Genomic DNA, 21,674 nt, shown 5'->3' with positions numbered 1-21,674 from the left:
CCAGAGAATCACCCGATCGGTAGGTTGACCGTCAACTCGGCGTGAACATCGGTCACACCGCGTTCTCAGTTCGTCATCTCCTCGCCTCGATCAGGGTGCGCGTCGAGTGGGCGACGAACACGCCGTCCCGCCGGATCAGCTCGTGCAGTTCGCGCAGCCGCCCGAGGTAGGCGTCCACGGTGAAGCCGGGCACCGTCCAGATCACCTTGCGCAGAAAGAAGACCACGGCGCCGATGTCGAAGAACTCCGCGCGCAGCCGCGCGGACCGCACGTCCACGATCTCCAGGCCGGCGGCACGCGCCTCAGCGGCCTCCCGCTCGGGGTGTCGTTTCCGGCGTGCCTCCGGTTGCGGGCCGAGGAAGTACTCCACCAGCTCCCACATGGTGCCCGGGCCCACGTGCTGGGCGAAGTACGTTCCACCCGGCCGCAGCACCCTCGCGATCTCCGCCCACCACACCGTGGCCGGATGACGGCTGGTCACCAGATCGAACGCCGCGTCGGTGAACGGCAGCGGCGGCTCGTCCGAGGCCTCGACGACGACCACGCCCCGCGGCCGCAGGGAGGTCGCCGCCGCGGCCACGTTCGGTGGCCACGACTCCGTCGCCACCATCACCGGTGGGAATCTCGGCGCGCCGGCCAGGACCTCGCCACCGCCGGTCTGGAGGTCCAGTGCCGCCGATGCCCTGGCCAGGCGCAGGCCCAGCCGCCGTTGGTACCCCCAGTACGGGCGCTGCTCGGTGGCCCGCCCGTCAAGCCACGAGAAATCCCAGCCGTCGACCGGAGCGGTCGCGGCCTCGGCCACCAGATCGTCGAACGAACGAGACATGCTCCGATCGTCCCAGTGCGCGCCACCGAAAATCGGGGTGCGATCCCTTCGCGCACAGCCTTTCGTCGGGATCTGCACCGGCTTCCTTGACACCGTGGGACGGCGCCGGAAAGGTCGAACCACTCCGATCGCCGACCGACTGGGGGCACCGTGAGAGTCGCACGCCTCGCCGTCCTGCTCACCGCCGTCATCGCGATGCCGCTGGTTCCCGCCGCGGCGCAGGCGGAGCCTCCGCCGGGACCGGTGTTCGAGGACGGGCAGGCGCAGCCGGTGTTCGACCCCGCCGACGTCGTGCGGGAGAGCCTCTGGGTGACGGCGCCCGTGGACAGTGACCGCGACGGCGCCGACGACGAGGTGCACGTCGAGATCGTCCGGCCGAGAGCCACCGAGCACGGCCTGCGTGTGCCGGTGGTCTACCAGGCGAGCCCGTACTACGCGGGCGGCAACGACGTCGCCAACCACAACGTCGACGTGGAGCTGTACGTCCCGGACGGGCACGGCAAGCCGAAGCCGCAGATCACCTGGCGCTACGAGCAGTACCTCGTCTCGCGCGGGTTCGCCGTCGTCTACGCCGAGTCGCTCGGCAGCGGCGCCTCCACCGGCTGCCCCACGACCGGCGGCGAGAACGAGACGATCGGCGCGAAGTCCGTCGTGGACTGGCTGGGTGGGCGGGCGAAGGCCAGGAACGCCGAGGGCACTCCCGTCGCGGCGGACTGGACCACCGGCAAGACGGCCATGATGGGCGTGTCCTACAACGGAACCCTGCCCAACGCGGTCGCGAGCACCGGCGTCGAGGGACTCGAGACGATCGTGCCGATCGCGGCGATCTCGGACTGGTACGACTACTACCGCGAGGACGGTGCCGTAGTGGCCCCCGGCGGTTTCCAGGGCGAAGACGCGGACGTGCTCGCCGAGTACGTCTACACGCGCGCCGACCGCGAGATCTGCCGTCCGGTGATCGACGAGCTCGCCCGGGAGCAGGACCGCGTCACCGGCGACTACAGCGCCTTCTGGCACGAGCGCAACTACCTCGACGACGCCCGTGACGTGCGTGCCTCGGTGCTCGTTGTGCACGGCCTCAACGACTGGAACGTCACCACGAGCCAGGCGGCCAGGTGGTACGAGGCGCTCGCGAAGGCGGGCGTCGAGCGCAAGATCTGGTGGCACCAGTCTGGCCACGCCGACCCGTACGGGCTGCGCCAGCAGGAATGGCTGCGCACCCTCAACCGCTGGTTCTCCCACTACCTGTACGGCGTCGACAACGGGATCGAGGACGAGCCGAGGTCCACGGTGCAGCGCGAGGACCTGTCGTGGGCCGACGAGGCGGACTGGCCGGCTCCCGGCACCCGGGACGTCACGGTGTACCCGAGGCCGGGCGGCTCCGCCCGCGGCGGTCTCGACGTGTCCGGCCCGCTGCGGGGGAGGCCCGTCGTCGAGCGGCTCACCGACGACGCGACCAAGACCGTCGAGCAGCTCGTCGACGCGCCGTCGTCGGCCAACCGGCTCGCCTATGCCACCGGTCCGGCGCGGAAACCCGTGCGGTTGAGCGGAACGGCGTCGGTCGACTTGAAGGTCGCCTTCGACCGGCCCGCCGCGAACATCACCGGCGTGCTGGTGGACCGGGCGCCCGACGGCACGTCGAACGTGATCACCCGCGGCTGGACCGACCCGCAGAACCGCACGAGTGCGTGGCGTACCAAGCCGATCCGGCCCGGGGTGGCGTACGACGTGTCGTTCGACCTCCAGCCGGACGACTACGTGCTCGCCGAGGGACACCGCCTCGAGTTCGTGCTGCTGTCGAGCGACCACGACTTCACGTTGCGCCCGAAGCCCGGTGCGGGGCTGGCGATCGACGTGCGGAACACGACGGTGGACCTGCCGGTGGTGGGCGGGAAGGCGGCCCTGCGCGGGGCGTTCTGAGCGCGGTCGGCGGGCGGGGCCCGCACCACCATAGCCCCGCCCACCGACACCAACCCGTTCCACCGCCGCCCCTCCGGCTCCCTTGTTCAACTCACCCCCACCCGTCCACAGATTCCTCCCACCCCCGCCACCCCCACCCTCCCCACGCCATCGTGGACTCATGACCACCTCATCCACGACCGGCACCACCACGGTCGACCTCCGCGCGCCGGGGCAACTGCTCGCGGCGCTCCCGCACCTCATCGGGTTCCGGCCCGCCGACTCGATCCTCGCGGTCGTCCACAGTGGATCCGCCGCCAACCGCGTCGGCTGCGTGCTCCGCGCGGACCTGCCCGAACCGGGCTGCGAGACCGATCTCGCGCTCCAGCTCGAACAACCCCTGCTGGCCGGGGAACCCGGCGGCGTCACCATCGCCGTCGTCGGCGGGGACCCGCCGGAACAGGGCACCGGGCCGCCGTACGCCACGTTGGTCGACACCCTCACCGCCGTCCTCGGCGAACGCGGCATCCCGCTCGTGCACGCGCTGTGGGTACCGGAGATCCGCGAGGGAGCGGAGTGGCGTTGCTACGACCAACCGGGCTGTGGCGGACGGCTACCCGACCCGGCCTCGTCCGTCATGGCGGCCGTGTCCGCGCACGCGGGCCTGGTCACCTTCGGCAGCAGGGAGGAGATGGCGGAGCAGCTGGCTCCCGACGACGAGCCGGCGCTGGCTCGCAGGGCAGCGCTGCTCGACGTCGCGGTCGACCTGCTCGGTGTGACGGCCGAGCCGGGTCCCGAACTGCTCGGGCGTGCCTTCGCGGCGGTGCGGGCAGCGCTGGCGAGAGCCGCCCGCGGCGAGCTGACGTTCTCCGACCAGGAGATCGCCGAGCTGGCCATCGCACTCGAGCTCGCCGACGTCAGGGACGCCTGTCTCGCGACAGCGCTGCCGCCGGGCGGCCCGCGCGCGGCCACGGCGGAGCGGCTGTGGCTCGCTCTCGTGCGGGCCACGCCGAAGCCGGAGCGCGCGCAGGTGGCGAGCCTGCTCGCCTATTCGGCCTACGTGAGGGGAGACGGGCCGCTGGCCGGCATGGCCGTCGAGAGGGCGCTGGATGCCCATCCCGAACATGTCCTGGCCGGCCTGCTGGGGCAGGCGCTGGCCCACGCGATGCCGCCCGCGAAGCTCGCCAGGCTCGGCGGCACGTGCGATGCCTCTCCGTTGTGGGGGCCTGAGGACGGCGAAGAGCCGCCTACGCGGGGTTCGCCGCCCTGCGGTCCTGGGTGAACCGCCACGCGTCGGCGACCATCCCGGTGAGGTCAGCGCGCTCTGGCTTCCAGCCCAGCGCGGTCCTGGCGCCCTCGCTCGAGGCCACCAGCACCGCCGGGTCACCCGGCCGGCGCTGTCCGACCACGGCGGGGATCGGGTGGCCGGTCACCTCTCGGCAGGCCTCGATCACCTGGCGCACCGAGAAACCGGTGCCGTTGCCCAGGTTGTAGATCTGGTGCTCGCCGGCGCGGGCGTGCTCCACCGCCAGCAGGTGGGCGTCGGCGAGGTCGGTGACGTGGATGTAGTCGCGGACCGCTGTGCCGTCGTCGGTGGGGTAGTCGTCGCCGTAGATCTGCGCCTGGGCACGGTCGCCGGTGGCGACCTGCAGCACGAGCGGGATCAGGTGCGTCTCGGTGGCGTGTCGCTCACCGTAGCGCCCGTACGCACCCGCGACGTTGAAGTAGCGCAGGCTCACCGCGGCGAGCCCGTGGGCCCGCGCGTAGCTGGTGATCGCGTGGTCGATGGCGAGCTTGGTCGCACCGTAGGTGTTGGTTGGCCGGGTGGGCGCGGTCTCCCGGATGGGGCTCGTGTCGGGTTCGCCGTAGGTCGCGGCCGTGGAGGAGAAGACGAGGCGCGGCGTGCCGTGGGTGCGCATCGCGTCGAGCAACCGGAGGGAGGTGAGCACGTTGCCGCGCCAGTAGGTACCGGGGTCCTGCATCGACTCGCCGACGAGCGACTTCGCCGCGAAGTGCAGCACACCGTCGAAACCCTGAGCCAGCAACGTTTCGGCGACCTCGGCCGCGTCGCCGCGGATGAACTCCGCGCCCTCGGGCACGGCGTCCTCGTGGCCGGTGGACAGGTCGTCGACGACGGTGACGGCGTGGCCGGCCTCGACGAGCCGGGCCGCGCACACGCTGCCGATGTAGCCGGCTCCACCCGTGACGACCAGTTTCATGGGCTTGGCGGACGGTGCCGCGTCGGTGGGCATCTGCTCGGGGCCTTCCTCGTTGCGACTACGGATCGGGGTGCTCGGCGGCCACGCCACGAGCGGGGCCTGTGCCGAAGCTGAGCGCGGGCTGGTGTGCCGCTGTGCCCGGCCGGTTCCTGGAACGGGGGTGCCGGTGTGGGCTTTCCCGATGGTGACACCCGCCACCGGGGATCGCCGGACGCGGGCACGGAGCACAGTGTGCACCCCGCCCGTGGCGGGCAGGGATCAGGGTCGGTCCTGGCCCGCGCCCGCCGAGGGGACCGCGGTGAACAGCCGTGGCTTGCGGTACCCGGCCTGCTCGAACGCCGCGTTGACCGCGTTCTCCACGGCCTGCTGGTCGGTGTCGCGGACGAGCGCGATCGCCGAGCCGCCGAAGCCACCGCCGGTCATGCGGGCGCCGAGTGCACCCGCCTCGCGGGCGGAGTCGACGGCGAGGTCGAGCTCGGGACACGAGATGCGGTAGTCGTCGCGCATGCTGACGTGCGAGGCGTCGAGCACCGGGCCGATGTCGGCCATCCGGCCTTCTCGCAGGAGCCGGGCGACCTCGACCACGCGGTCGTTCTCGGTGACGACGTGGCGCACGAGAGGCGCCAACTCGGCGGGGAGCGTGCCGAGCGCCGACGACAGGCCGTCGCCGGTGACCTCGCGCAGCGCCTCGACGCCGAGCAGCTCGGCGGCCCGCTCGGTGCCCCGCCTGCGCTCGCCGTAGCCGGACTCGCCGTGCGCGTGCTTGACGCGGGTGTCGATCACGAGTACGCGCAGGCCGGCGCCCTCGGCGTCGAAGGGGACCTGCTCGCTTTCGCCGGAACGCACGTCGAGGAACAGCACGTGGCCCTCGACGCAGCACAGCGACGCGGTCTGGTCGAGCACGCCGGTCGGCACGCCGACGAACTCGTTCTCGGCGCGCTGTGCCCAGCGGGCGATCTCGGCGCGGCGGGCCCGGTCCGGGTCGCCGTGGCCCGCGAGGCCCAGAAGGGCCAGCGCGACGGCGCACTCGATCGCGGCCGACGACGACAGGCCCGCGCCCGTGGGCACGTCACCCGCGATCACCAGATCGGCGCCGCCGTCGATGCCGTGCTCGCGCAGCACCCACGCGACACCGGCAGGGTAGGCGGCCCAGCCGTCGGGCTCGCCGGGGCACAGGTCCGGGATCCGCACGGGGTCGGCCTGCTGGATGCGGCCGTCGGAACCGAGCGTCGCCAGGGTGAGAACCTTGTCGTCGCGCGGGGAACCCGCGGCGGCGAGGCGATGGGGCAGGGCGAACGGCAGCACGAAGCCGTCGTTGTAGTCGGTGTGCTCGCCGATCAGGTTGACCCGGCCAGGCGCCGACCACACACCGCACGGCTCGGTGCCGTGCAGGGTGCGGAACGCGCCGGCTGCCGCTTCGGCAGAGGTCACCGGGCCTGAGCCAGCACGGCGTGCAGCACCGACGCCGAGACCTGTGCCGAGTTGTGGTCGTCGGAGACCTCGACGGTGGAGCCACCGCCGTTGATCTTGCCGACGTGCACGGTCTGGCCGGGCACGATGCCCACGGACTTCAGCTCGGTCATCAGCGACTCGTCGAGCTGCACGTGCTCGGCGATGCGCCGGATCTCGACCTTGCCTCCGCCCGAGCGGGCCACCTCGTCCAGTCGCACCAGGTCGGCCTCGGCCGGCGGCGCGGGCTCGCCCTCGCCCAGCTTGTCGAGGCCGGGGATCGGGTTGCCGTACGGAGAGGTGGTCGGGTGGTCGAGCAGCTGCACGAGCTTGCGCTCGACGGCCTCGCTCATGACGTGCTCCCAGCGGCACGCCTCGTTGTGCACGTGCTCCCACTCCAGGCCGATGACGTCCACGAGCAGCCGCTCGGCGAGGCGGTGCTTGCGCATCACGGCGATGGCCAGCTCCCGGCCGTGGTCCGTCAGCTGGAGGTGCCGGTCGTCGGCCACCACCACCAGCCCGTCACGCTCCATACGCGCCACCGTCTGGCTCACGGTCGGGCCGCTCTGCTGCAACCGCTCCGCGATTCGCGCGCGCAGCGGCACGACACCCTCTTCCTCGAGCTCGTAGATGGTGCGCAAGTACATCTCGGTGGTGTCGATGAGATCGTTCACGCCTGTCCCCTTTGTTCGCGTTGCTCATGGTAGTCGTTGTGCCCGACAGTTACGGCAGGCGATCACGTAACGACGGCCCGCTGGTCAGCGGGCCGCCCACGGTGCGTGACCGGCCGGGCCCGGAGGAGGATGACCGCATGCGTTCCGTCATCACGACAGCCGAACTCGCGGATCTGCTCGACGCGCCCGAGGGGGACCGCCCCACGGTGCTCGACGTGCGCTGGCGCCTCACCGGCCCGCCGGGTGCGGAGTCCTACCTGGCCGGGCATGTGCCTGGCGCCGTGTACGTCGACGTGGACTCGGAGCTCGCGGCCCCACCGGGGCCGGGCGGCAGGCACCCGCTGCCGGACCCGGCCGCGCTGCAGCGGGTGCTGCGCGCCGCCGGGGTGCGCGAGGGGCACCTTGTCGTCGCCTACGACGACGGCGACTCGTCGGTGGCCGCGCGGGCATGGTGGCTGCTGCGCTGGGCAGGCCACGCCCAGGTCGCCGTGCTGGACGGCGGCTTCGCCGTGTGGGAGGCCGAGGGCAGGCCCGTCACGACCGAGGAGCCGGAGCCGTCTGAGGGCGACCTCGAGGTCCGCCCCGGCGGCCTGCCCGTGCTGGACGCCGACGCCGCCGCGGCGCTCGCCCGCGAGGGCGTGCTGCTCGACGCGAGGGCACCGCAGCGCTACACGGGCGAGACGGAGCCCATCGACCCGCGCGCGGGCCACATCCCGGGCGCCCGCAACGCCCCGTTCGCCGCACACGTCGGGACCGACGGGCGCTGGCGTTCGCCGGAGGAGCTCGCCGAGCACTTCGCGGCGCTCGGCGTGGGTGACGGCGTGCCGGTGGGGGCCTACTGCGGCTCCGGGATCACCGCCAGCTCGATCGTGCTGGCGCTGGAGGTCGCGGGCAGGAGTGAGCCCGCCGCGCTGTACACGGGGTCGTGGTCGAACTGGTCGGCCGACCCAGCGAGGCCCGCGGCGACCGGTCCCGAACCCGGCTAGTACCCGGCTGCGCCCACCCGTCGCCCACCCCCGGCCCCGCAAGGACGTGTTCTGCGCGGCGGTATGCCCTCCCGTCACCCGGCCGCCACCCCCCAAGGACGCGCTCCGCGCGGCTACCCTCCTCTTATGTCGCCCTCCGCCGTCGTCTGGGACCCCGCACTGCTCGGCTACGACCTCGGTGGCGAGCATCCCTTCAACCCGGTCCGCCTGCACCTCACGATCAAGCTCGCGACCGCGCTGGGGGTGCTGGAGGACGTGCCTCTGCTCGTGCCCGAGCCGGCGACCGAGGCCGAGCTGTACCGCGCGCACGCCGCGGAGTACCTCGAAGCGGTGAAGCAGGCGCCCATGGCGAGCTGGAACGTCGGGCACGGGCTCGGCACGAGCGACAACCCGATCTTCACGAACATGCACGAGGCGGCGTCGCTGGTCGTCGGCTCGACGATGCTCGGCGCGCGCTGCATCGCCGAGGGCAAGGCCCGGCGGGCGGTGAACATCGCGGGCGGGCTGCACCACGCCATGCGCGACCGCGCGTCCGGCTTCTGCGTCTACAACGACCTGTCGGTGGCCATCTCGTGGCTGCTGGACAACGGGTTCGACCGCATTGCCTACGTCGACACCGACGTGCACCACGGCGACGGCGTGCAGGCCGCCTTCTACGGCGACCCCCGCGTGCTGACGATCTCGCTGCACCAGCACCCCTTCACGCTGTTCCCCGGCACCGGGTACTCCAGCGAGATCGGGGTCGAGGGCGCCGAGGGCAGCGCCGTGAACATCCCGTTGCCGCCGAGGACGAAGGACGCGGGCTGGCTGCGGGCCTTCCACGCGGTGGTGCCGTCGCTGCTCGCCGAGTTCCGCCCGCAGCTGCTGGTGAGCCAGTGCGGCGTCGACTCCCACGAGGAGGATCCGCTCGCCGACCTGGCGCTCACCGTCGACGGTCACCGCACGATCTACCGCACGCTGCGCGAGCTCGCCGACACCCACGCCGACGGCAGGTGGCTCGCGGTCGGCGGCGGTGGCTACCAGCTGATCCGCGTGGTGCCACGGTCGTGGACCCACCTGATCGCGACCGTCCTCGACCGCGACGTGGATCCGGAAACCCCGCTGCCGGCCGAGTGGTCGGACCTGGTGCGCGAGGCGGCGCCGAGGGCGGAGCTGCCGCTGAGCATGACCGACGGCGGGGACACCGGGTTCGCGCCCTGGGGCGACGGGCTCGACGACGCCGTCGACGTGGCGGTCCGGGACACCCGCAGGGCGGTGTTCCCGCTGCACGGCCTGGATCCGGACGATCCGAGGGACTGATCGAGATGGCGAGCGACACCGGCGAGCGGAGCTTCGACCCGTTCGGCTACCCGCGCCAGTGGGAGGCCGACGTCCTGCTCTCCGACGGCGGAACCGTCCACTTGCGACCCGTGGTGCCGACGGACGCCGACGGGCTGGTGGCGCTGCACGGCCGGCTGTCCGACCGCACGCGCTACCTGCGCTACTTCGGCGCCTACCCGCGCATCCCGGCGAGGGACCTGGAGCGTTTCTCCACGGTCGACCACCACGACCGCGTGGCGTTCGTGGCGCTGCTCGGCGACGACGTGGTCGCCGTGGGCCGGTACGAGCGACTGGACGCCGAGTCGGCCGAGGTCGCGTTCGTGGTCGACGACGCGCACCAGGGCAGGGGCCTCGGGTCGATCCTGCTCGAGCACCTCGCCGCCGCCGCTTCGGAGCGGGGTCTGCGCCGGTTCGTCGCCGAGGTGCTCGCCGAGAACTCCGCCATGATCCGCGTGTTCCGCGACGCCGGTTACCAGGTGAGCCGCGCTTTCGAGGAGGGCGTGGTGCACCTGGAGTTCGACATCGATCCCACCGAGGAGTCGCTGGCCGTGGCGCGCGCCCGCGAGCAGGCCGCCGAGGCACGCAGCGTGCACAACCTGCTCCACCCCCGTTCGGTCGCCGTCATCGGCGCGTCCACCGACCCGACCAAGATCGGCTACGCGGTGCTGAGCAACCTGCTCTCGGCCGACTTCGCCGGCACGGTGTACCCGGTGAATCCCGAGCACGCCTCCGTGCGCGGTGTGCGGGCGTACAAGTCGGTGCTGGAGATCCCTGACCCGGTGGACCTGGCGATCGTCGCCGTGCCCGCCGGCCAGGTGGAGTCGGTGCTCGACGGCGCGCTCGCCAAGGGCGTCAAGACACTCGTGATCGTGTCGGCGGGCTTCGGCGAGGCCGGGCCGCACGGGCAGCATGCCGAGCTGCGGCTCGTCGGCGAGGCCAGGGCACACGGGATGCGCGTGGTGGGTCCGAACGCGCTCGGCGTGCTCAACACCGACCCGCGCGTGCGGCTCAACGCCACGCTCGCGCCCCGGCTGCCCAAGCGGGGTCGCACGGGCTTCTTCTGCCAGTCCGGTGCGCTGGGCACCGCGATCCTCGCCGACGCCGAGGCGCGCGGGCTCGGGCTCTCGACGTTCGTCTCGGCCGGTAACCGCGCCGACGTCTCCGGCAACGACCTGCTCCAGTACTGGGAGACGGATCCGAGAACCGACCTCGTGCTGCTGTACCTGGAGTCCTTCGGCAACCCGCGCAAGTTCGCGCGCCTGGCCCGCAGGCTCGCCCGCAGTAAGCCGATCGTGGCGGTGAAGTCGGGGCGGCACGCGGTGCGCCCGCAGCTGGCCGCCACGTCGACCGACATCGACGAGTCGAGCGTGCAGGCGCTGTTCGAGCAGGCCGGTGTCGTGCGGGTGGACTCGCTGGCCCAGCTGTTCGACACCGCGCTCCTCTTCGCCCACCAGCCGTTGCCAACGGGCTCGCGCGTCGCGATCGTCGGCAACTCCAGCGCGATCGGGCTGCTCGCCGCCGACACCGCGCGGGCGCAGGGGCTGCGGCTCGGGATCGACCCGGTGGACGTCGGGCCGCAGGCGTCGCCGGAGCAGTTCGCCGCCGCCGTGGGGGAGGCGCTGGACTCGCCGGAGGTCGACGCGCTCGTCGTGGTGTTCGTGCCCCCGGTGGCGATTCCCGGCACGGCGTACGCGCGGGCGCTGCGCGAGACCGTCACGGCGAGGGAGGACACGGTCCAGAAGCCGATCGTCTCGACGTTCCTCGCCGCCGAGGGGGTGCCCGCCGAGCTGGCGGTGCCGGGCGAGGACGGGGCTCCCTCCGCGGGGTCGATCCCGAGCTACCCGAGCCCGGAGCGGGCGGTGAACGCTCTCGCCCGTGTCGTGCGCTACGCGGCGTGGCGGCAGCGACCGCAGGGGACGATCGTGCGCCCGGCGGGGCTGCACGTCGAGCAGGCACAGGGGATGGTCCGAGAGCTGCTGGCCGACGACCACAACCGGGTGCTCACCGACGACGAGGTGGTGCGGCTGCTCGCGTGCTACGGCATCGAGGTGGTGCCGTTCCGCCTCGTCACCAACGCCGACGGGGCCGTGGCGGCGGCGGAGGAACTGGGCTACCCGGTGACGCTCAAGGCGTACGACGACCGGCTGCGCGGCAGGCCGGACCTGGCGGGGGTGCGGCTGGACCTCACGTCGGAGGACTCGGTGCGCGTCAGCTACCGCGACCTGCGGGAGGTCTCCGGGGCCGAGGAGGTGTACGTGCAGCGCATGGCGCCGAAGGGCGTGTCGTGCGTGATCGGGCTGCAGGACGACCCTTCGTTCGGCACGCTCGTCTCCTTCGGGCTTTCCGGCGTGGTGAGCACGCTGCTCGGCGACCAGGCATTCCGCGCGGTGCCGCTCACCGACGTCGACGCCGCGACGATCGTGCGCGAGCCCAAGACCGCGCCGCTGTTGACCGGTTACCGGGGCGATGAGCCCGCCGACCTCGCCGCGTTGCAGGACATGGTGCTGCGCGTGGCGGCGCTGGCCGAGGACAACCCGGAGGTGCGCTCGCTGTCGCTCGACCCGATCCTCGCCTCGCCGGACGGAGCGTTCGTGACCAACGCGCGCATGGTGCTCGGCCCGCCGCCGTCCCGCCCCGACTCGGGGCCGCGCAGGCTGCGCCCCATCACCGCCCCGGAGGACTAGCGAGCGTTGCGGGTGGCGGGCGGCGGAACGCCAGGCCCGCCGGCCGGCACGACCACCGCCGCTCATCGCGGCGTTGGCGCCGGTCGACGGCGCGGGCGAAAGCGGTGCCATTTCCGAAGCGGGCTCTAGCGGCGCCTCCCCGGCAGGAGGTCGAGGAGCTGCCGCGCGTGGCCCGGCAGCTCCGTGTCCGCCAGCCCCCCGAGGATGTCCCGCAGTGGCAGGGGCCGGTCGACGAGGACCGCGTAGTTGGACAGCAGCCGGGTTGGCACCAGCGTGTCGAGCTCGGCCTCGCTCAGCGCCGGACCGAGCGCGCAGAGGGCCTCACCCTGGAGGCGGACACGCTCCCGGAGCCCGCTGTTGCCGCCCGCGAGCCCGATGACGCGCTCCAGGGTCCAGAGTTCCTGTGCGAGCCGGTTGTCGTAGGTCGTGTGCGATCCCGCGGCGACGGCCGAGGTGGTGGCGATGGTCGTGGCGCTGACAAGTGAGACGTGCGCCAGGATCTGGTCGGCGTTCCACTCGCCGCGCGGCGGGGCCGGGCTGGGGTCGGCGGAGCCGGCGACGGTGGCGGCGGCGTCCAGCAGCGTGCGGTAGGCGGCTCGCAGTGAGTCGGTGTCCATGGTGTCCTCGCCTCTCGGGGACCCCACTATGCGGGCCGCCGCCCGCGCCCTGTCAAACGGCGGGTCAGAACGCCGAGGGCCGCATCGCGTAGACGTAGCGTTTCCCGGGGTACTCGGTGAGGCCCCACAGCTGCTGTTGCGGGCCCCGGTAGGAGAGGTCCTCCGGGCCGATCGGCTGGGCGCCGCTGTGCTTGGCCGGTCCGCTGCTCGCCGTGAACGTGTACACCGACCCGCGCGAGCCCGAGCCCGCGCTCGCCGACACCAGGAACTGGCCGTTGATCGCCGTCGCGCCCTGCATGCTGGCGATGTCGGTGCGGTAGGCCTCGGTGGCGTGGGTGTAGCCGTCGGCCGACTCCTTGAACTTGCGGTCGGTGTGGTCGATCGGGAAGCGCACGACGCGCGAGCCGGTGCCGTCAGCGTTGTACTCGGGCACGATCACGCTGTCGGGCGTGCTGGTCCGGTCCAGTGAGGCCGCCGAGTAACGCAGCCGCGCGACGCCGTTCGTGGTGGACGCCGTGAACTTCTGCGCCTGCGGAAGCACGTAGGCGTAGTTGAAGGCGTGATAGCTGCCGTCGGACTGCCTGCCGATCTTGGACTCGTCACCGGTCGAGACCTTCCACACGTGGCGCAGGTCGAACGCGCGGAACCCGCCCCACGTGTCGGCCGAGTAGAGGTAGTGGCCGTAGGTGAAGATGCCGCCCGCGTGCACGGTCACCGGGCGGAAGTCCGGCTGGCCCGCCGAGTTGGTGTACGGCTCGACGAGCAAGACGTGCCGGTACTTCGGCGCCGAGGGCGTCGCGTAGTCCACGAACGAGACGCGGACTCCCTTGTTGGTCCCGGAGCCGTTGTAGTACCAGCTCACGAAGAGGGCGGTGCGGCCATCGTAGGTGCCGCTGCCGTAGGCGTCGGCCGTGGTGCTGATGCCCTGCGGGTACCAGTCGGCCGTGCCGTCGTCGCCCGACTGCCAGCAGAACGCCGCCACCTGGCCGGTGGCGGAGGGGTCGCATCCGCTCGTGGTGCCGGTGCGGTTGGCGCTGTCCAGCACGGCGGGCAGCGACGCGTTCGGCAGCGCGTCGTCGAGCTTCGCGATCACGGAGTTGTAGGCGCCCTCGGCGAGGCGGAAGTCGCCGGCCGTGAGCTTGACCGGTGCGGCACTCGCCGAGGGGGCGGACACCACGGACACGGAAAGCAGAGCGGAGAGGGCGCAGAGCAGTCCACGGCTTCGCATGTGCGTCACGGTAGGGCAGATCCGTCCCGCGCGGGGCGTACTTCGTAGATCGGCACCGCACCCGGTCTGGACCAAACCGGTTCGGAGCAGTGCACGCCCTCGGCGGCAAGCCGGCGTTTCACCACCTTGAACGTGGCCGTCCTCGGAAGTTCGTCGACAATCCGCACGAAGCGTGGTAGCTGCTTGGGGCCGAGATCGGGCTGCGTGGCGAGGAACTCGCCGAACTCGCCGGGCGTCAGCTGGGCGCCCGGCTCGGGCACCAGCGCGGCCATCACCTCGTCGCCGACCCGGCCTGGCACCGCGTACACGGCGGCCTCCGCCACCGCCGGATGTCGCAGCAGCACGCGCTCGATCGGCGCCGTTCCGAGGTTCTCGCCGTCGACGCGCAGCCAGTCTCCTTGCCGGCCCGCGAAGTAACAGAATCCCTGTTCGTCGGTGTAGGCGAGATCGCCCGTGTGGTACCGGCCGTCCCGCAGCCGCTCCTCGGTCGCGCCCGGGTCGCCGTAGTAGCCGGCGAACCATCCGGCCCCGGTGGTGTTGACCAGCTCGCCCACGGCCTCTGCGGCGTTGAGCAGCGTGCCGTCCTGGCCGAACCGCGCGGGCGGGCACGGCGCGCCGGTGTCGGGATGCAGCACCTCGACACCGGGTGTCGGCCTGCCGAGGGAGCCCGGCGGGGTGTCCGGTGTGCGCGCGAATCCGACGCCGCCCTCGGTGGACCCGAACGCGTCCACCACGCGGCAGCCGAACCGCTCGGCGAACGCGGTGAGGTCGGCCTCCGCTCCCTCGTTGCCGTACACGACGCGCAGCGGGTTGTCGGAGTCGTCTGGGCGCCGCGGCGTGCTGAGCACGTAGGACAGCGGGGTGCCGACGTAGTTCGCGTACGTGGCTCCGAACCGGCGGACGTCGTCGAGGAAGCCCGAGGCGGAGAACCGGCGGCGCAGCGCGATGGTGGCACCGGCGGCCAGGCCGACCGCCCAGCCGGCCATGATCGCGTTGGAGTGGAACATCGGCATCGCGACGTAGACGGTGTCCGTTGTGGACAGCGCGAATCGCTCGGCGAGCATCCGGCCGGGGAAAGCGATCTTGCCGTGCGTGCAGCGCACCGCCTTCGGATCGCCGCTCGTCCCGGAGGTGTAGATGAGCATGAGCAGGTCGTCCGGCTCCGAGGGCACCGGTTCGGCCGCAGCGCCCGCGTGCGCGGCCAGCAGGTCCGTCCACTCCGGACCGTCGAGGTCGAGCACGGGCACGCCGACGTCCGCCAGCAGCGGCACGTACTTCGCCTCGGCGAGCACGAACTGGCAGTCGGCGAGCCGGACGTCGCGCGCCAGCGCCTCGCCCCGGCGTGTCGGGTTCAGCCCCGCGAGCACGGCGCCCGACAGCGCCGCGCCGCCGAGCAGGAACGCGAACGACGGCACGTTGTCCGCGAGCACGCCCGCGTGCGGCGGGGAGCCGGGCCGCAGCAGCGCGCGCAGGAGCGCGCCGTGGGCGGCGCTCTCGCGCACGCATTCGGCCCACGTCCAGGCGCGGTCGGCGAACCGCAGCCCGGCGTGCTCGTCGCCGGCCCTGGCCAGCAGCAGCTCGGTGACCGTGGGGACGGCGCTCATGCGAGCAGCGAGCCGAGGTGACGCAGGTGCGCGGTCGCGCCACCGAGGGCGAACTCGGTGCGTTTGGCCGCGACGAAGTAGCGGTGCACCGGGTGGTCGACGTCGATGCCGACGCCGCCGTGGACGTGCACGACGGTGTGTGCGACGCGGTGCCCGGCCTCGGCCGCCCAGTACTTGGCGGTGGCGACCTCCTCGGCGGCGTCCTCCCCTTCGCTGAGCCGCCACGCCGCCTGCCACAGGGTCAGCCGCACCGCCTCGACGTCGAGGTGGGCGTCCGCGAGCCGGTGCCGCACGGCCTGGAAACCGCCGATCGGCTGCCCGAACTGCCTGCGCTCGCGGGCGTACTCCGCCGTGAGCTCCACCGCCCGTTCGAGCACGCCGAGCTGGAACGCGCAGAGCCCGGCCGTGGCGCGGGCTCGCAGCCACGCCGCCGCGGGCGCTGGCAGCACCGCGCTCGCGCGCGCGTCGGTGGCCTCGACGAGCGCGGCGTCGGCGTGGTCCACGGCCGCCTGCGGGGACACCGTGAGGTCGTTGGCGTCCACCACGGCCACGACGTCGCCGTCGGCCGCCGTGGCCTGCACCAGGAAACCGTCGGCGAACGCCCCGAAGGGCACCGCGGGCTGCGCGCCGGAGATCCGCGTGCCCGCCTCGCCGCGTTCGGCGGTGAACCCGGTGGGCGCACCGGTGTCGGGCAGCGCCACGGCGAGCACGCGCTCGCCGCGCAGCACGGGAACGAGCCAGCGTTCGGTCAGCTCAGGGCTGCCGAACTCGGCGAGCGTCGCGGCCGCCGCGGCGATGCTGGGCAGGTAGGGGACCGGTGCGACGGCGCGCCCCAGCTCGGTGAGGATCGAGCACTGTTCGAGCACCCCGAAACCGCCCCCGCCGACCGATGAGGGCAGCGCGGCGTCGAGTACGCCCGCCCTCGCCAAAGCCGTCCACAGTGGGCGGTCGAAGCCGCCGGAGCCCGCAGGGCCCAGCGACTCCGGGCTCACGTGGTCGCCGGCGATGCGGCGGGTCAGCGCGGCGAGGTCCTGCTGTGCTTCGGTGAGTGCGAAGTCCATGATCCCTCCGGGGTCAGCGGCTGACGGGCAGGCCGAGTGCGGTCGCGGCGACGATGTCGCGCTGGATCTCGTTGGTGCCGCCGCCGAAGGTGAGGATCAGCGCCGACCGGTGCGCGCGCTCGATCCGCCCGCGCAGCAGCGCGCCCGGCGAGCCCTCGCGCACCACCGCTCCCGCGCCGAGCACCTCCATGAGCAGCCGGTAGGCCTCCGTGGCGAGTTCCGTGCCGAACACCTTGGTCCCCGACGCCTCGGCGGGGCTCAGCTCGCTCTGGGCGGCGGCCCAGGCGATCCTCCAGTTGCGCAGCTTGAGGTACTCGGTGTGGGCGTGCACGCGGGCGAGGTGCGTGCGGACCCATTCGGCGTCGATCACGCGGCTGCCGTCGGGCTGCTTGGTCTCGCGTGCCCAGGCGAGCACGTCGGCGAGCGCCGACGCGAGCGGGGCGGCTGAGGTCAGCGCGACGCGCTCGTGGTTGAGCTGGTTGGTGATCAGCGGCCAGCCCGCGTTCTCCTCCGCGATGCGCGCGCTGACCGGCACGCGGACGTCGTCGTAGTAGGTCGCGCTCGTGCCCGGCCCGGCGACCGTGCGCACCTTGGTCCACGAGAACCCTTCGGCCGAGGTGGGCACCACGAGCATGCTGAGCCCCTTGTGCCGGGGCGCGTCGGGATCCGTCCGGGCGGCGAGCCACACGTAGTCGGCGTACTCGATGAGGCTCGTCCACATCTTCTGCCCGTTGATCACGTACTCGTCGCCGTCGCGCACGGCCCGCGTGCGCAGCGACGCGAGGTCGGTGCCCGCGCCGGGCTCGGAGTAGCCGATCGAGAAGTGCAGCTCGCCCGCGGCGATCCTCGGCAGGTAGAACGCCTTCTGCTCCTCGGTGCCGAATCGCATGATCGTCGGGCCGACCGTGTTGATCGTGAGGAAGGGGACCGGCACCCCGGCGATGGCCGCCTCGTCGGTGAAGACGAGCTGGTCGAGCATCGAGCGCTCCTGCCCGCCGTAGGCCTCCGGCCAGCCGATCGCGAGCCAGCCGTCCCGGCCCAGCTGACGCACGATCTCCTTGTACGCCACGCCATCGCCGTACTCGCCCCCGCCGGCTACGCCCTCATTGGCGGTGCCCCCACTGCCCTCGCTGGCGAGCCCCTCGCGACGTTCGGGCGTCATCAGCTCGGCGAAGTACTCCCGGAGGTGGGCGCGTAGCCGTTCCTGCTCGGATGTGAAACCGATCCGCATCTGATCCTCCCGCTCGCGCGTTGGGCATGGTGCCGGGCTCGTCCGCCGGGCTAGTGTAGAACAGGTTCTAGTTCTTCGAGGAGGTCGGACATGAAGGTGGAGGTCGACCGGGACCTGTGCGAGGCCAACGCGGTCTGCGTGGGGATCGCGCCGGGGGTGTTCGAGCTGGATGACGACGACGAACTGCGCATCGTCCGGGCCGAGGTGCCAGAAGGCCAAGTAGAACTTGTTTCTCAAGCGATCGACGCCTGCCCAAGGAATGCCCTGTTCAAGAGCCGCTGATTGAGGCTTGCCCTAAACGAGAACAGATTCTAGTCTTGCGGCAAACGCGGGCCAAGGGCGGCTCGCGGTGACCTGGCGGGAGGCAGCCGGAGTGAGAGCAGCCGTACTGAACGCGATCGGCGACGAGAAGCTCGAGCTGCGCGACGACGTCACGACGGTGGACCCGGGCCCCCACGAGGTCCGGATCCGCGTGCGCGCATCGGGCATCTGCCACAGCGACCTGTCCGCGATGGACGGCACCCTGCCGGCGCTCGCGCCGGGCATCATCGGCCACGAGGGCGCCGGTGAGGTGCTCCAGGTGGGCGAGGGCGTCGAGCACCTCGCGCCCGGCGACCACGTCACCGTGTCGTTCGTGCCGCCCTGCGGCAGCTGCCCGAGCTGCCTGCGCGGCGAGCCGAACCTGTGCGCGGTCCACGCGATCGCGGCGTTCACCTCGCCCCGGTTCAAGCAGGGCGACACTCCGGTCTTCGGCTACGCCGGGCTCGGCACCTTCGCCGAGGAGGTGGTGGTGCCCGCCTCGGGTGCTGTCAAGGTCGACCAGGACGTGCCGTTCGAGACCGCGGCGCTCATCGCGTGCGGCGTGCTCACCGGCGTCGGGGCCGTGCTCAACACCGCGAAGGTCACGCCGGGCTCCGCGGTCGTGGTGATCGGATGCGGCGGCGTCGGGATCTCGGTGCTCCAGGGCGCGCGCATCGCCGGTGCCACGACGATCGTCGCGGTTGATCCCGTCGAGGCCAAGCACGACGTCGCCCGCCGCTTCGGCGCCACGCACGCGACGACGCCGGAGGGGCTCGCCGGGCTCAAGGAGTCGCTGACCGGCGCCGAGGGCTTCGACCACGCCTTCGACGTGGTCGGCCTGCCCGCCACGATCCGCTCCGCGTGGGACAACGCCCGCCGCGGCGGCTCAGTGATCATCGTCGGCGCTGGCAAGGCCGACGCGATGGTGCAGTTCAGCGCACAGGAGCTGTTCCTGCACGACAAGAAGATCCTCGGCTCGTTCTACGGCTCCGCGCACGTGCACCGTGACACCGCGCGGATGCTGAAGTTCTGGCGGGCCGGACTGCTCGACCTCGACGGCATGATCTCCCGTCGCCTCGGCTTCAGCGAGATCAACGACGGCCTCGGCGTGCTGCGCCAGGGCACCAGCGACGTCATCCGCCAGGTGGTGACCCTCGGGTGAGCTCCGTGAGCCTTGAGGGCAGGACCGCCGTCGTCACCGGAGCGGGCGCGGGGCTCGGGCGCGCGGAGGCGCTCGCGCTCGCGTCGGCCGGTGCGGCGGTGGTGGTCAACGATGTCGGGGACGGCGCCGCGCGGACCGTCGCCGACATCGAGGCAGCCGGTGGCAAGGCGCTCGCGGTCACCGGCGACGTCGGCGAGCGCGAGACCGCCGACGCGCTGCTCGCCGCGGCGACCGAGCACTTCGGCGGGCTGGACGTGCTCGTCAACAACGCGGGCGTGCTGCGTGACCGGATGCTGTTCTCGATGTCGGACGAGGAGTGGGACACCGTGCTCCGCGTCCACCTCCGTGGGCACTTCCTGCTCTGCCGCGGCGCGGCGGCGTACTGGCGTGGAAAGTCCAAAGTGGAGGGCGGACCGGTGTACGGCCGGATCGTCAACACCGCGTCGGAGGCGTTCCTCGTCGGCTCCCCAGGCCAGCCCAACTACAGTGCCGCGAAGGCGGGCATCGCAGCGCTCACGGTGTCGAGCGCGCGGGCGCTCGCCCGCTACGGCGTGCGCGCCAACGCCATCTGCCCCCGGGCGCGGACCGCGATGACCGAGGAGGTCTTCGGCGACGCGCCCGCCGAGGGCGTCGACCCGCTGTCGGTGGACCACGTCGCCCCGTTCGTCGCCTACCTCGCCTCGCCCGCGGCCGAGGCGATCAACGGCCAGGTTTTCGTGGTGCACGGCGGCATGGTCGCGCTGCTCAAACCACCGGAGGTGGAACGGCGCTTCGACACGGCGGGCGGCACGTGGACCACCGCCGAGCTCGCCGAGCACGTCGGCGGGTACTTCGCCGACCGCGACCCCGATCGGATGTTCGCAGCCAACGACGTTCTGACGCTTCCCTAGGGAGAACACATGACGCTCACCGTGCAGCCGCACCGCGAGTCGGTGGGGCTCAAGGCAGGCCAGCTCCTCATCGACGGCTCCTGGGGCCCGTCCGAGAGCGGCGCCACCTGGACCCACCACCACCCGGCGACCGGCGAGGAGGTGGGCGAGTTCGCCAAAGCCACCGCGGCCGACGTCGACGCCGCCGTCGCCGCCGCGAGGAAGGCGTTCGACTCGGGCAACTGGTCGCGCTCGCGGGCGGGGGTGCGCATCGGGCTGCTGCACCGCTACGCCGAGCTGCTGCGCAAGCACGCCGACGAGCTGCGCGCGCTGCAGGCGCTCGACAACTCGGTGCCGCTGTCCTTCGGCGGCATCTACGCCACGTCGGTGGGCGCCGCGGCGGACGTCTTCGACCACCACGCCGGGTGGGTCGACAAGCTCGGCGGCCAGACGCTGCCGCCGTACCAGGGTGGCGACCACCTCGCCATGACCTTCCGCGAGCCGATCGGCGTGGTGGCGGCGATCCTGCCGTGGAACGCGCCGTTCCTGCTCTTCGCGCAGAAGGTCGCCCCCGCGCTGGCGGCGGGCTGCACGATCGTGCTCAAGCCGTCCGAGTACTGCACGTTCTCCGTGCTGCGCATGGTGGAGCTGCTCGTCGAAGCCGGCCTGCCGGAGGGTGTGCTGAGCGTCGTCACCGGCACGGGCGAGGAGGTGGGCGAGGCGCTCATCAACCATCCGGACGTCGACAAGGTGAGCTTCACCGGCAGCCGCGCCGTCGGCAAGCGCATCGTCGAGGCCTCGGCGGGCACCCTCAAACGGGTCTCGCTCGAGCTCGGCGGCAAGAGCCCAGCCGTGGTGTTCGCCGACGCGCCCAACGTCGGCGTGGCCGCCGCGACCGTGGTCGGCGCCGTGACGATGGGCCTGTCCGGGCAGGCGTGCGTGGCCAACACGCGGGCGCTGGTGCACCGCGACGTCTATGACGAGTTCCTCGGCGCCGCGCAGGGCATGGCCGCCGCGGTGACCTACGGCGACCCGTTCGACCCGGCCGTGATCTCCGCGCCGCTCATCAACGAGCGTCAGCTCGACCGGGTGCTCGGCTACATCGAGCAGGGCAAGTCCGAGGGCAGGCTCGTCACCGGTGGCGAGCGGCTCGGCGGCGACCTGGCGGGCGGCAACTTCGTGGCGCCGACCATCTTCGCCGATGTCGCCAACTCGGCCACCATCGCGCAGGAGGAGATCTTCGGCCCCGTGCTCGCCGTGGTGCCCTTCGACGACGAGGATGAGGCGATCGCGCTCGCCAACGACACCGAGTACGGGCTCGGCGCGGGGCTGTTCACCGCCGACGTCCAGCGGGCCTTCCGGGTCACGCGCGCGCTCAGGGCGGGCACCGTGGGCGTGAACGGCTTCCAGATCGAACCGCATCTGCCCTTCGGCGGGTTCAAGCAGTCCGGGCTCGGCCGCGAGGGCGGGCTGTCGGCGATCGAGGCCTACACCGAGCTCAAGTCCGTGTTCATGCCCCTGACCGACGAGATGATGTGACGCGGG

The 21,674-nt window shown here is 72.5% G+C and carries 18 protein-coding genes; 9 read left to right on the top strand and 9 right to left on the bottom strand.

Features of this window, described 5'->3' with window-relative positions:
- Positions 1-73: 73 nt before the first annotated feature.
- A complete protein-coding gene (locus FCN18_RS25115; RefSeq protein ID WP_112272549.1) occupies positions 74-826 on the bottom strand; it encodes a class I SAM-dependent methyltransferase in 753 nt (250 codons plus the stop codon).
- 150 nt (positions 827-976) lie between these two features.
- Between FCN18_RS25115 and FCN18_RS25110 the strand changes: the two genes are divergently transcribed.
- The gene (locus FCN18_RS25110; RefSeq protein ID WP_113642275.1) at positions 977-2,746 is read left to right on the top strand and encodes a Xaa-Pro dipeptidyl-peptidase; all 1,770 of its coding nucleotides are present in this window, start codon (positions 977-979) and stop codon (positions 2,744-2,746) included.
- A 160-nt stretch (positions 2,747-2,906) separates the two neighbouring features.
- Positions 2,907-4,007, top strand: a complete 1,101-nt coding sequence (locus FCN18_RS25105; protein ID WP_112272545.1) for a DUF4192 domain-containing protein — start codon at positions 2,907-2,909, stop codon at positions 4,005-4,007.
- Here FCN18_RS25105 and galE read toward each other — a convergent pair.
- The 3 genes from galE to FCN18_RS25090 form a co-directional block, all read right to left on the bottom strand.
- Positions 3,973-4,977 carry a UDP-glucose 4-epimerase GalE gene (gene galE / locus FCN18_RS25100; protein ID WP_137096269.1) on the bottom strand — a complete coding sequence of 335 codons (1,005 nt, stop codon included), beginning with the start codon at positions 4,975-4,977 and terminating at the stop codon, positions 3,973-3,975. The two genes, FCN18_RS25105 and galE, sit on opposite strands and share 35 nt — an antisense overlap.
- Positions 4,978-5,202: 225 nt before the next feature.
- On the bottom strand, positions 5,203-6,375 hold the full coding sequence (gene galK, locus FCN18_RS25095) for a galactokinase (protein ID WP_137096253.1): 1,173 nt from the start codon (positions 6,373-6,375) through the stop codon (positions 5,203-5,205).
- Positions 6,372-7,067, bottom strand: coding sequence for a metal-dependent transcriptional regulator (locus tag FCN18_RS25090; RefSeq protein ID WP_112272542.1), 696 nt, complete (start codon positions 7,065-7,067; stop codon positions 6,372-6,374). Before FCN18_RS25090 ends, galK begins: the two co-directional genes overlap by 4 nt.
- A 137-nt stretch (positions 7,068-7,204) precedes the next feature.
- Here FCN18_RS25090 and FCN18_RS25085 point away from each other — a divergent pair, with 137 nt between their 5' ends.
- The 3 genes from FCN18_RS25085 (at position 7,205) to FCN18_RS25075 (ending at position 12,057) form a co-directional block, all read left to right on the top strand.
- Positions 7,205-8,053, top strand: coding sequence for a sulfurtransferase (locus tag FCN18_RS25085; protein WP_137096252.1), 849 nt, complete (start codon positions 7,205-7,207; stop codon positions 8,051-8,053).
- A gap of 126 nt (positions 8,054-8,179) precedes the next feature.
- Positions 8,180-9,352 (top strand): acetoin utilization protein AcuC, encoded by a 1,173-nt coding sequence (locus FCN18_RS25080; RefSeq protein ID WP_112272540.1) that lies wholly within the window; start codon positions 8,180-8,182, stop codon positions 9,350-9,352.
- Between the two features lie 5 nt (positions 9,353-9,357).
- Positions 9,358-12,057, top strand: a complete 2,700-nt coding sequence (locus tag FCN18_RS25075) for a bifunctional acetate--CoA ligase family protein/GNAT family N-acetyltransferase (RefSeq protein ID WP_112272539.1) — start codon at positions 9,358-9,360, stop codon at positions 12,055-12,057.
- Between the two features lie 125 nt (positions 12,058-12,182).
- Here the strand turns inward: FCN18_RS25075 and FCN18_RS25070 are convergent, their stop codons facing one another.
- The 5 genes from FCN18_RS25070 to FCN18_RS25050 form a co-directional block, all read right to left on the bottom strand.
- Complete coding sequence (locus FCN18_RS25070; RefSeq protein ID WP_113642272.1) at positions 12,183-12,674, bottom strand: hypothetical protein; 492 nt, start codon at positions 12,672-12,674, stop codon at positions 12,183-12,185.
- A gap of 64 nt (positions 12,675-12,738) precedes the next feature.
- Positions 12,739-13,902, bottom strand: coding sequence for an LVIVD repeat-containing protein (locus tag FCN18_RS25065; protein ID WP_137096251.1), 1,164 nt, complete (start codon positions 13,900-13,902; stop codon positions 12,739-12,741).
- 5 nt (positions 13,903-13,907) lie between these two features.
- Positions 13,908-15,506, bottom strand: coding sequence for a long-chain-fatty-acid--CoA ligase (locus FCN18_RS25060; RefSeq protein WP_137096250.1), 1,599 nt, complete (start codon positions 15,504-15,506; stop codon positions 13,908-13,910).
- Positions 15,503-16,567 carry an acyl-CoA dehydrogenase family protein gene (locus FCN18_RS25055; protein ID WP_137096249.1) on the bottom strand — a complete coding sequence of 355 codons (1,065 nt, stop codon included), beginning with the start codon at positions 16,565-16,567 and terminating at the stop codon, positions 15,503-15,505. Before FCN18_RS25055 ends, FCN18_RS25060 begins: the two co-directional genes overlap by 4 nt.
- Before the next feature lie 13 nt (positions 16,568-16,580).
- Positions 16,581-17,798, bottom strand: a complete 1,218-nt coding sequence (locus tag FCN18_RS25050) for an acyl-CoA dehydrogenase family protein (protein WP_137096248.1) — start codon at positions 17,796-17,798, stop codon at positions 16,581-16,583.
- 90 nt (positions 17,799-17,888) lie between these two features.
- On the opposite strand from FCN18_RS25050, the gene FCN18_RS25045 reads away from it, so the two are divergent.
- The 4 genes from FCN18_RS25045 (at position 17,889) to FCN18_RS25030 (ending at position 21,668) form a co-directional block, all read left to right on the top strand.
- Positions 17,889-18,080 carry a ferredoxin gene (locus tag FCN18_RS25045; protein ID WP_137096247.1) on the top strand — a complete coding sequence of 64 codons (192 nt, stop codon included), beginning with the start codon at positions 17,889-17,891 and terminating at the stop codon, positions 18,078-18,080.
- Positions 18,081-18,171: 91 nt separating this feature from the next.
- Positions 18,172-19,260: a Zn-dependent alcohol dehydrogenase gene (locus FCN18_RS25040; RefSeq protein ID WP_137096246.1), complete on the top strand. Its 1,089-nt coding sequence runs from the start codon at positions 18,172-18,174 to the stop codon at positions 19,258-19,260.
- A 5-nt stretch (positions 19,261-19,265) separates the two neighbouring features.
- Positions 19,266-20,150, top strand: a complete 885-nt coding sequence (locus FCN18_RS25035; RefSeq protein WP_112273194.1) for a 3-oxoacyl-ACP reductase — start codon at positions 19,266-19,268, stop codon at positions 20,148-20,150.
- Between the two features lie 9 nt (positions 20,151-20,159).
- Positions 20,160-21,668: an aldehyde dehydrogenase family protein gene (locus tag FCN18_RS25030; RefSeq protein ID WP_137096245.1), complete on the top strand. Its 1,509-nt coding sequence runs from the start codon at positions 20,160-20,162 to the stop codon at positions 21,666-21,668.
- Positions 21,669-21,674: the final 6 nt, after the last annotated feature.

The organism is Prauserella endophytica, from assembly GCF_005146945.1.
Taxonomy (GTDB): domain Bacteria; phylum Actinomycetota; class Actinomycetes; order Mycobacteriales; family Pseudonocardiaceae; genus Prauserella_A; species Prauserella_A endophytica.
The sequence above is the reverse complement of the archived record's forward strand: the minus strand, read 5'-3'. Positions and strand labels throughout refer to the sequence as shown.

Excerpts from the sequence above, each read along its gene's own strand:
- FCN18_RS25065 (WP_137096251.1), bottom strand. The coding sequence starts at position 13,902 with ATGCGAAGCCGTGGACTGCTCTGCGCCCTCTCCGCTCTGCTTTCCGTG.
- FCN18_RS25045 (WP_137096247.1), top strand. The coding sequence starts at position 17,889 with ATGAAGGTGGAGGTCGACCGGGACCTGTGCGAGGCCAACGCGGTCTGC.
- FCN18_RS25030 (WP_137096245.1), top strand. The coding sequence starts at position 20,160 with ATGACGCTCACCGTGCAGCCGCACCGCGAGTCGGTGGGGCTCAAGGCA.
- galE (WP_137096269.1), bottom strand. The coding sequence starts at position 4,977 with ATGCCCACCGACGCGGCACCGTCCGCCAAGCCCATGAAACTGGTCGTC.
- FCN18_RS25070 (WP_113642272.1), bottom strand. The coding sequence starts at position 12,674 with ATGGACACCGACTCACTGCGAGCCGCCTACCGCACGCTGCTGGACGCC.
- FCN18_RS25085 (WP_137096252.1), top strand. The coding sequence starts at position 7,205 with ATGCGTTCCGTCATCACGACAGCCGAACTCGCGGATCTGCTCGACGCG.
- FCN18_RS25115 (WP_112272549.1), bottom strand. The coding sequence starts at position 826 with ATGTCTCGTTCGTTCGACGATCTGGTGGCCGAGGCCGCGACCGCTCCG.
- FCN18_RS25050 (WP_137096248.1), bottom strand. The coding sequence starts at position 17,798 with ATGCGGATCGGTTTCACATCCGAGCAGGAACGGCTACGCGCCCACCTC.
- FCN18_RS25105 (WP_112272545.1), top strand. The coding sequence starts at position 2,907 with ATGACCACCTCATCCACGACCGGCACCACCACGGTCGACCTCCGCGCG.
- FCN18_RS25080 (WP_112272540.1), top strand. The coding sequence starts at position 8,180 with ATGTCGCCCTCCGCCGTCGTCTGGGACCCCGCACTGCTCGGCTACGAC.
- FCN18_RS25055 (WP_137096249.1), bottom strand. The coding sequence starts at position 16,567 with ATGGACTTCGCACTCACCGAAGCACAGCAGGACCTCGCCGCGCTGACC.
- FCN18_RS25060 (WP_137096250.1), bottom strand. The coding sequence starts at position 15,506 with ATGAGCGCCGTCCCCACGGTCACCGAGCTGCTGCTGGCCAGGGCCGGC.
- FCN18_RS25075 (WP_112272539.1), top strand. The coding sequence starts at position 9,358 with ATGGCGAGCGACACCGGCGAGCGGAGCTTCGACCCGTTCGGCTACCCG.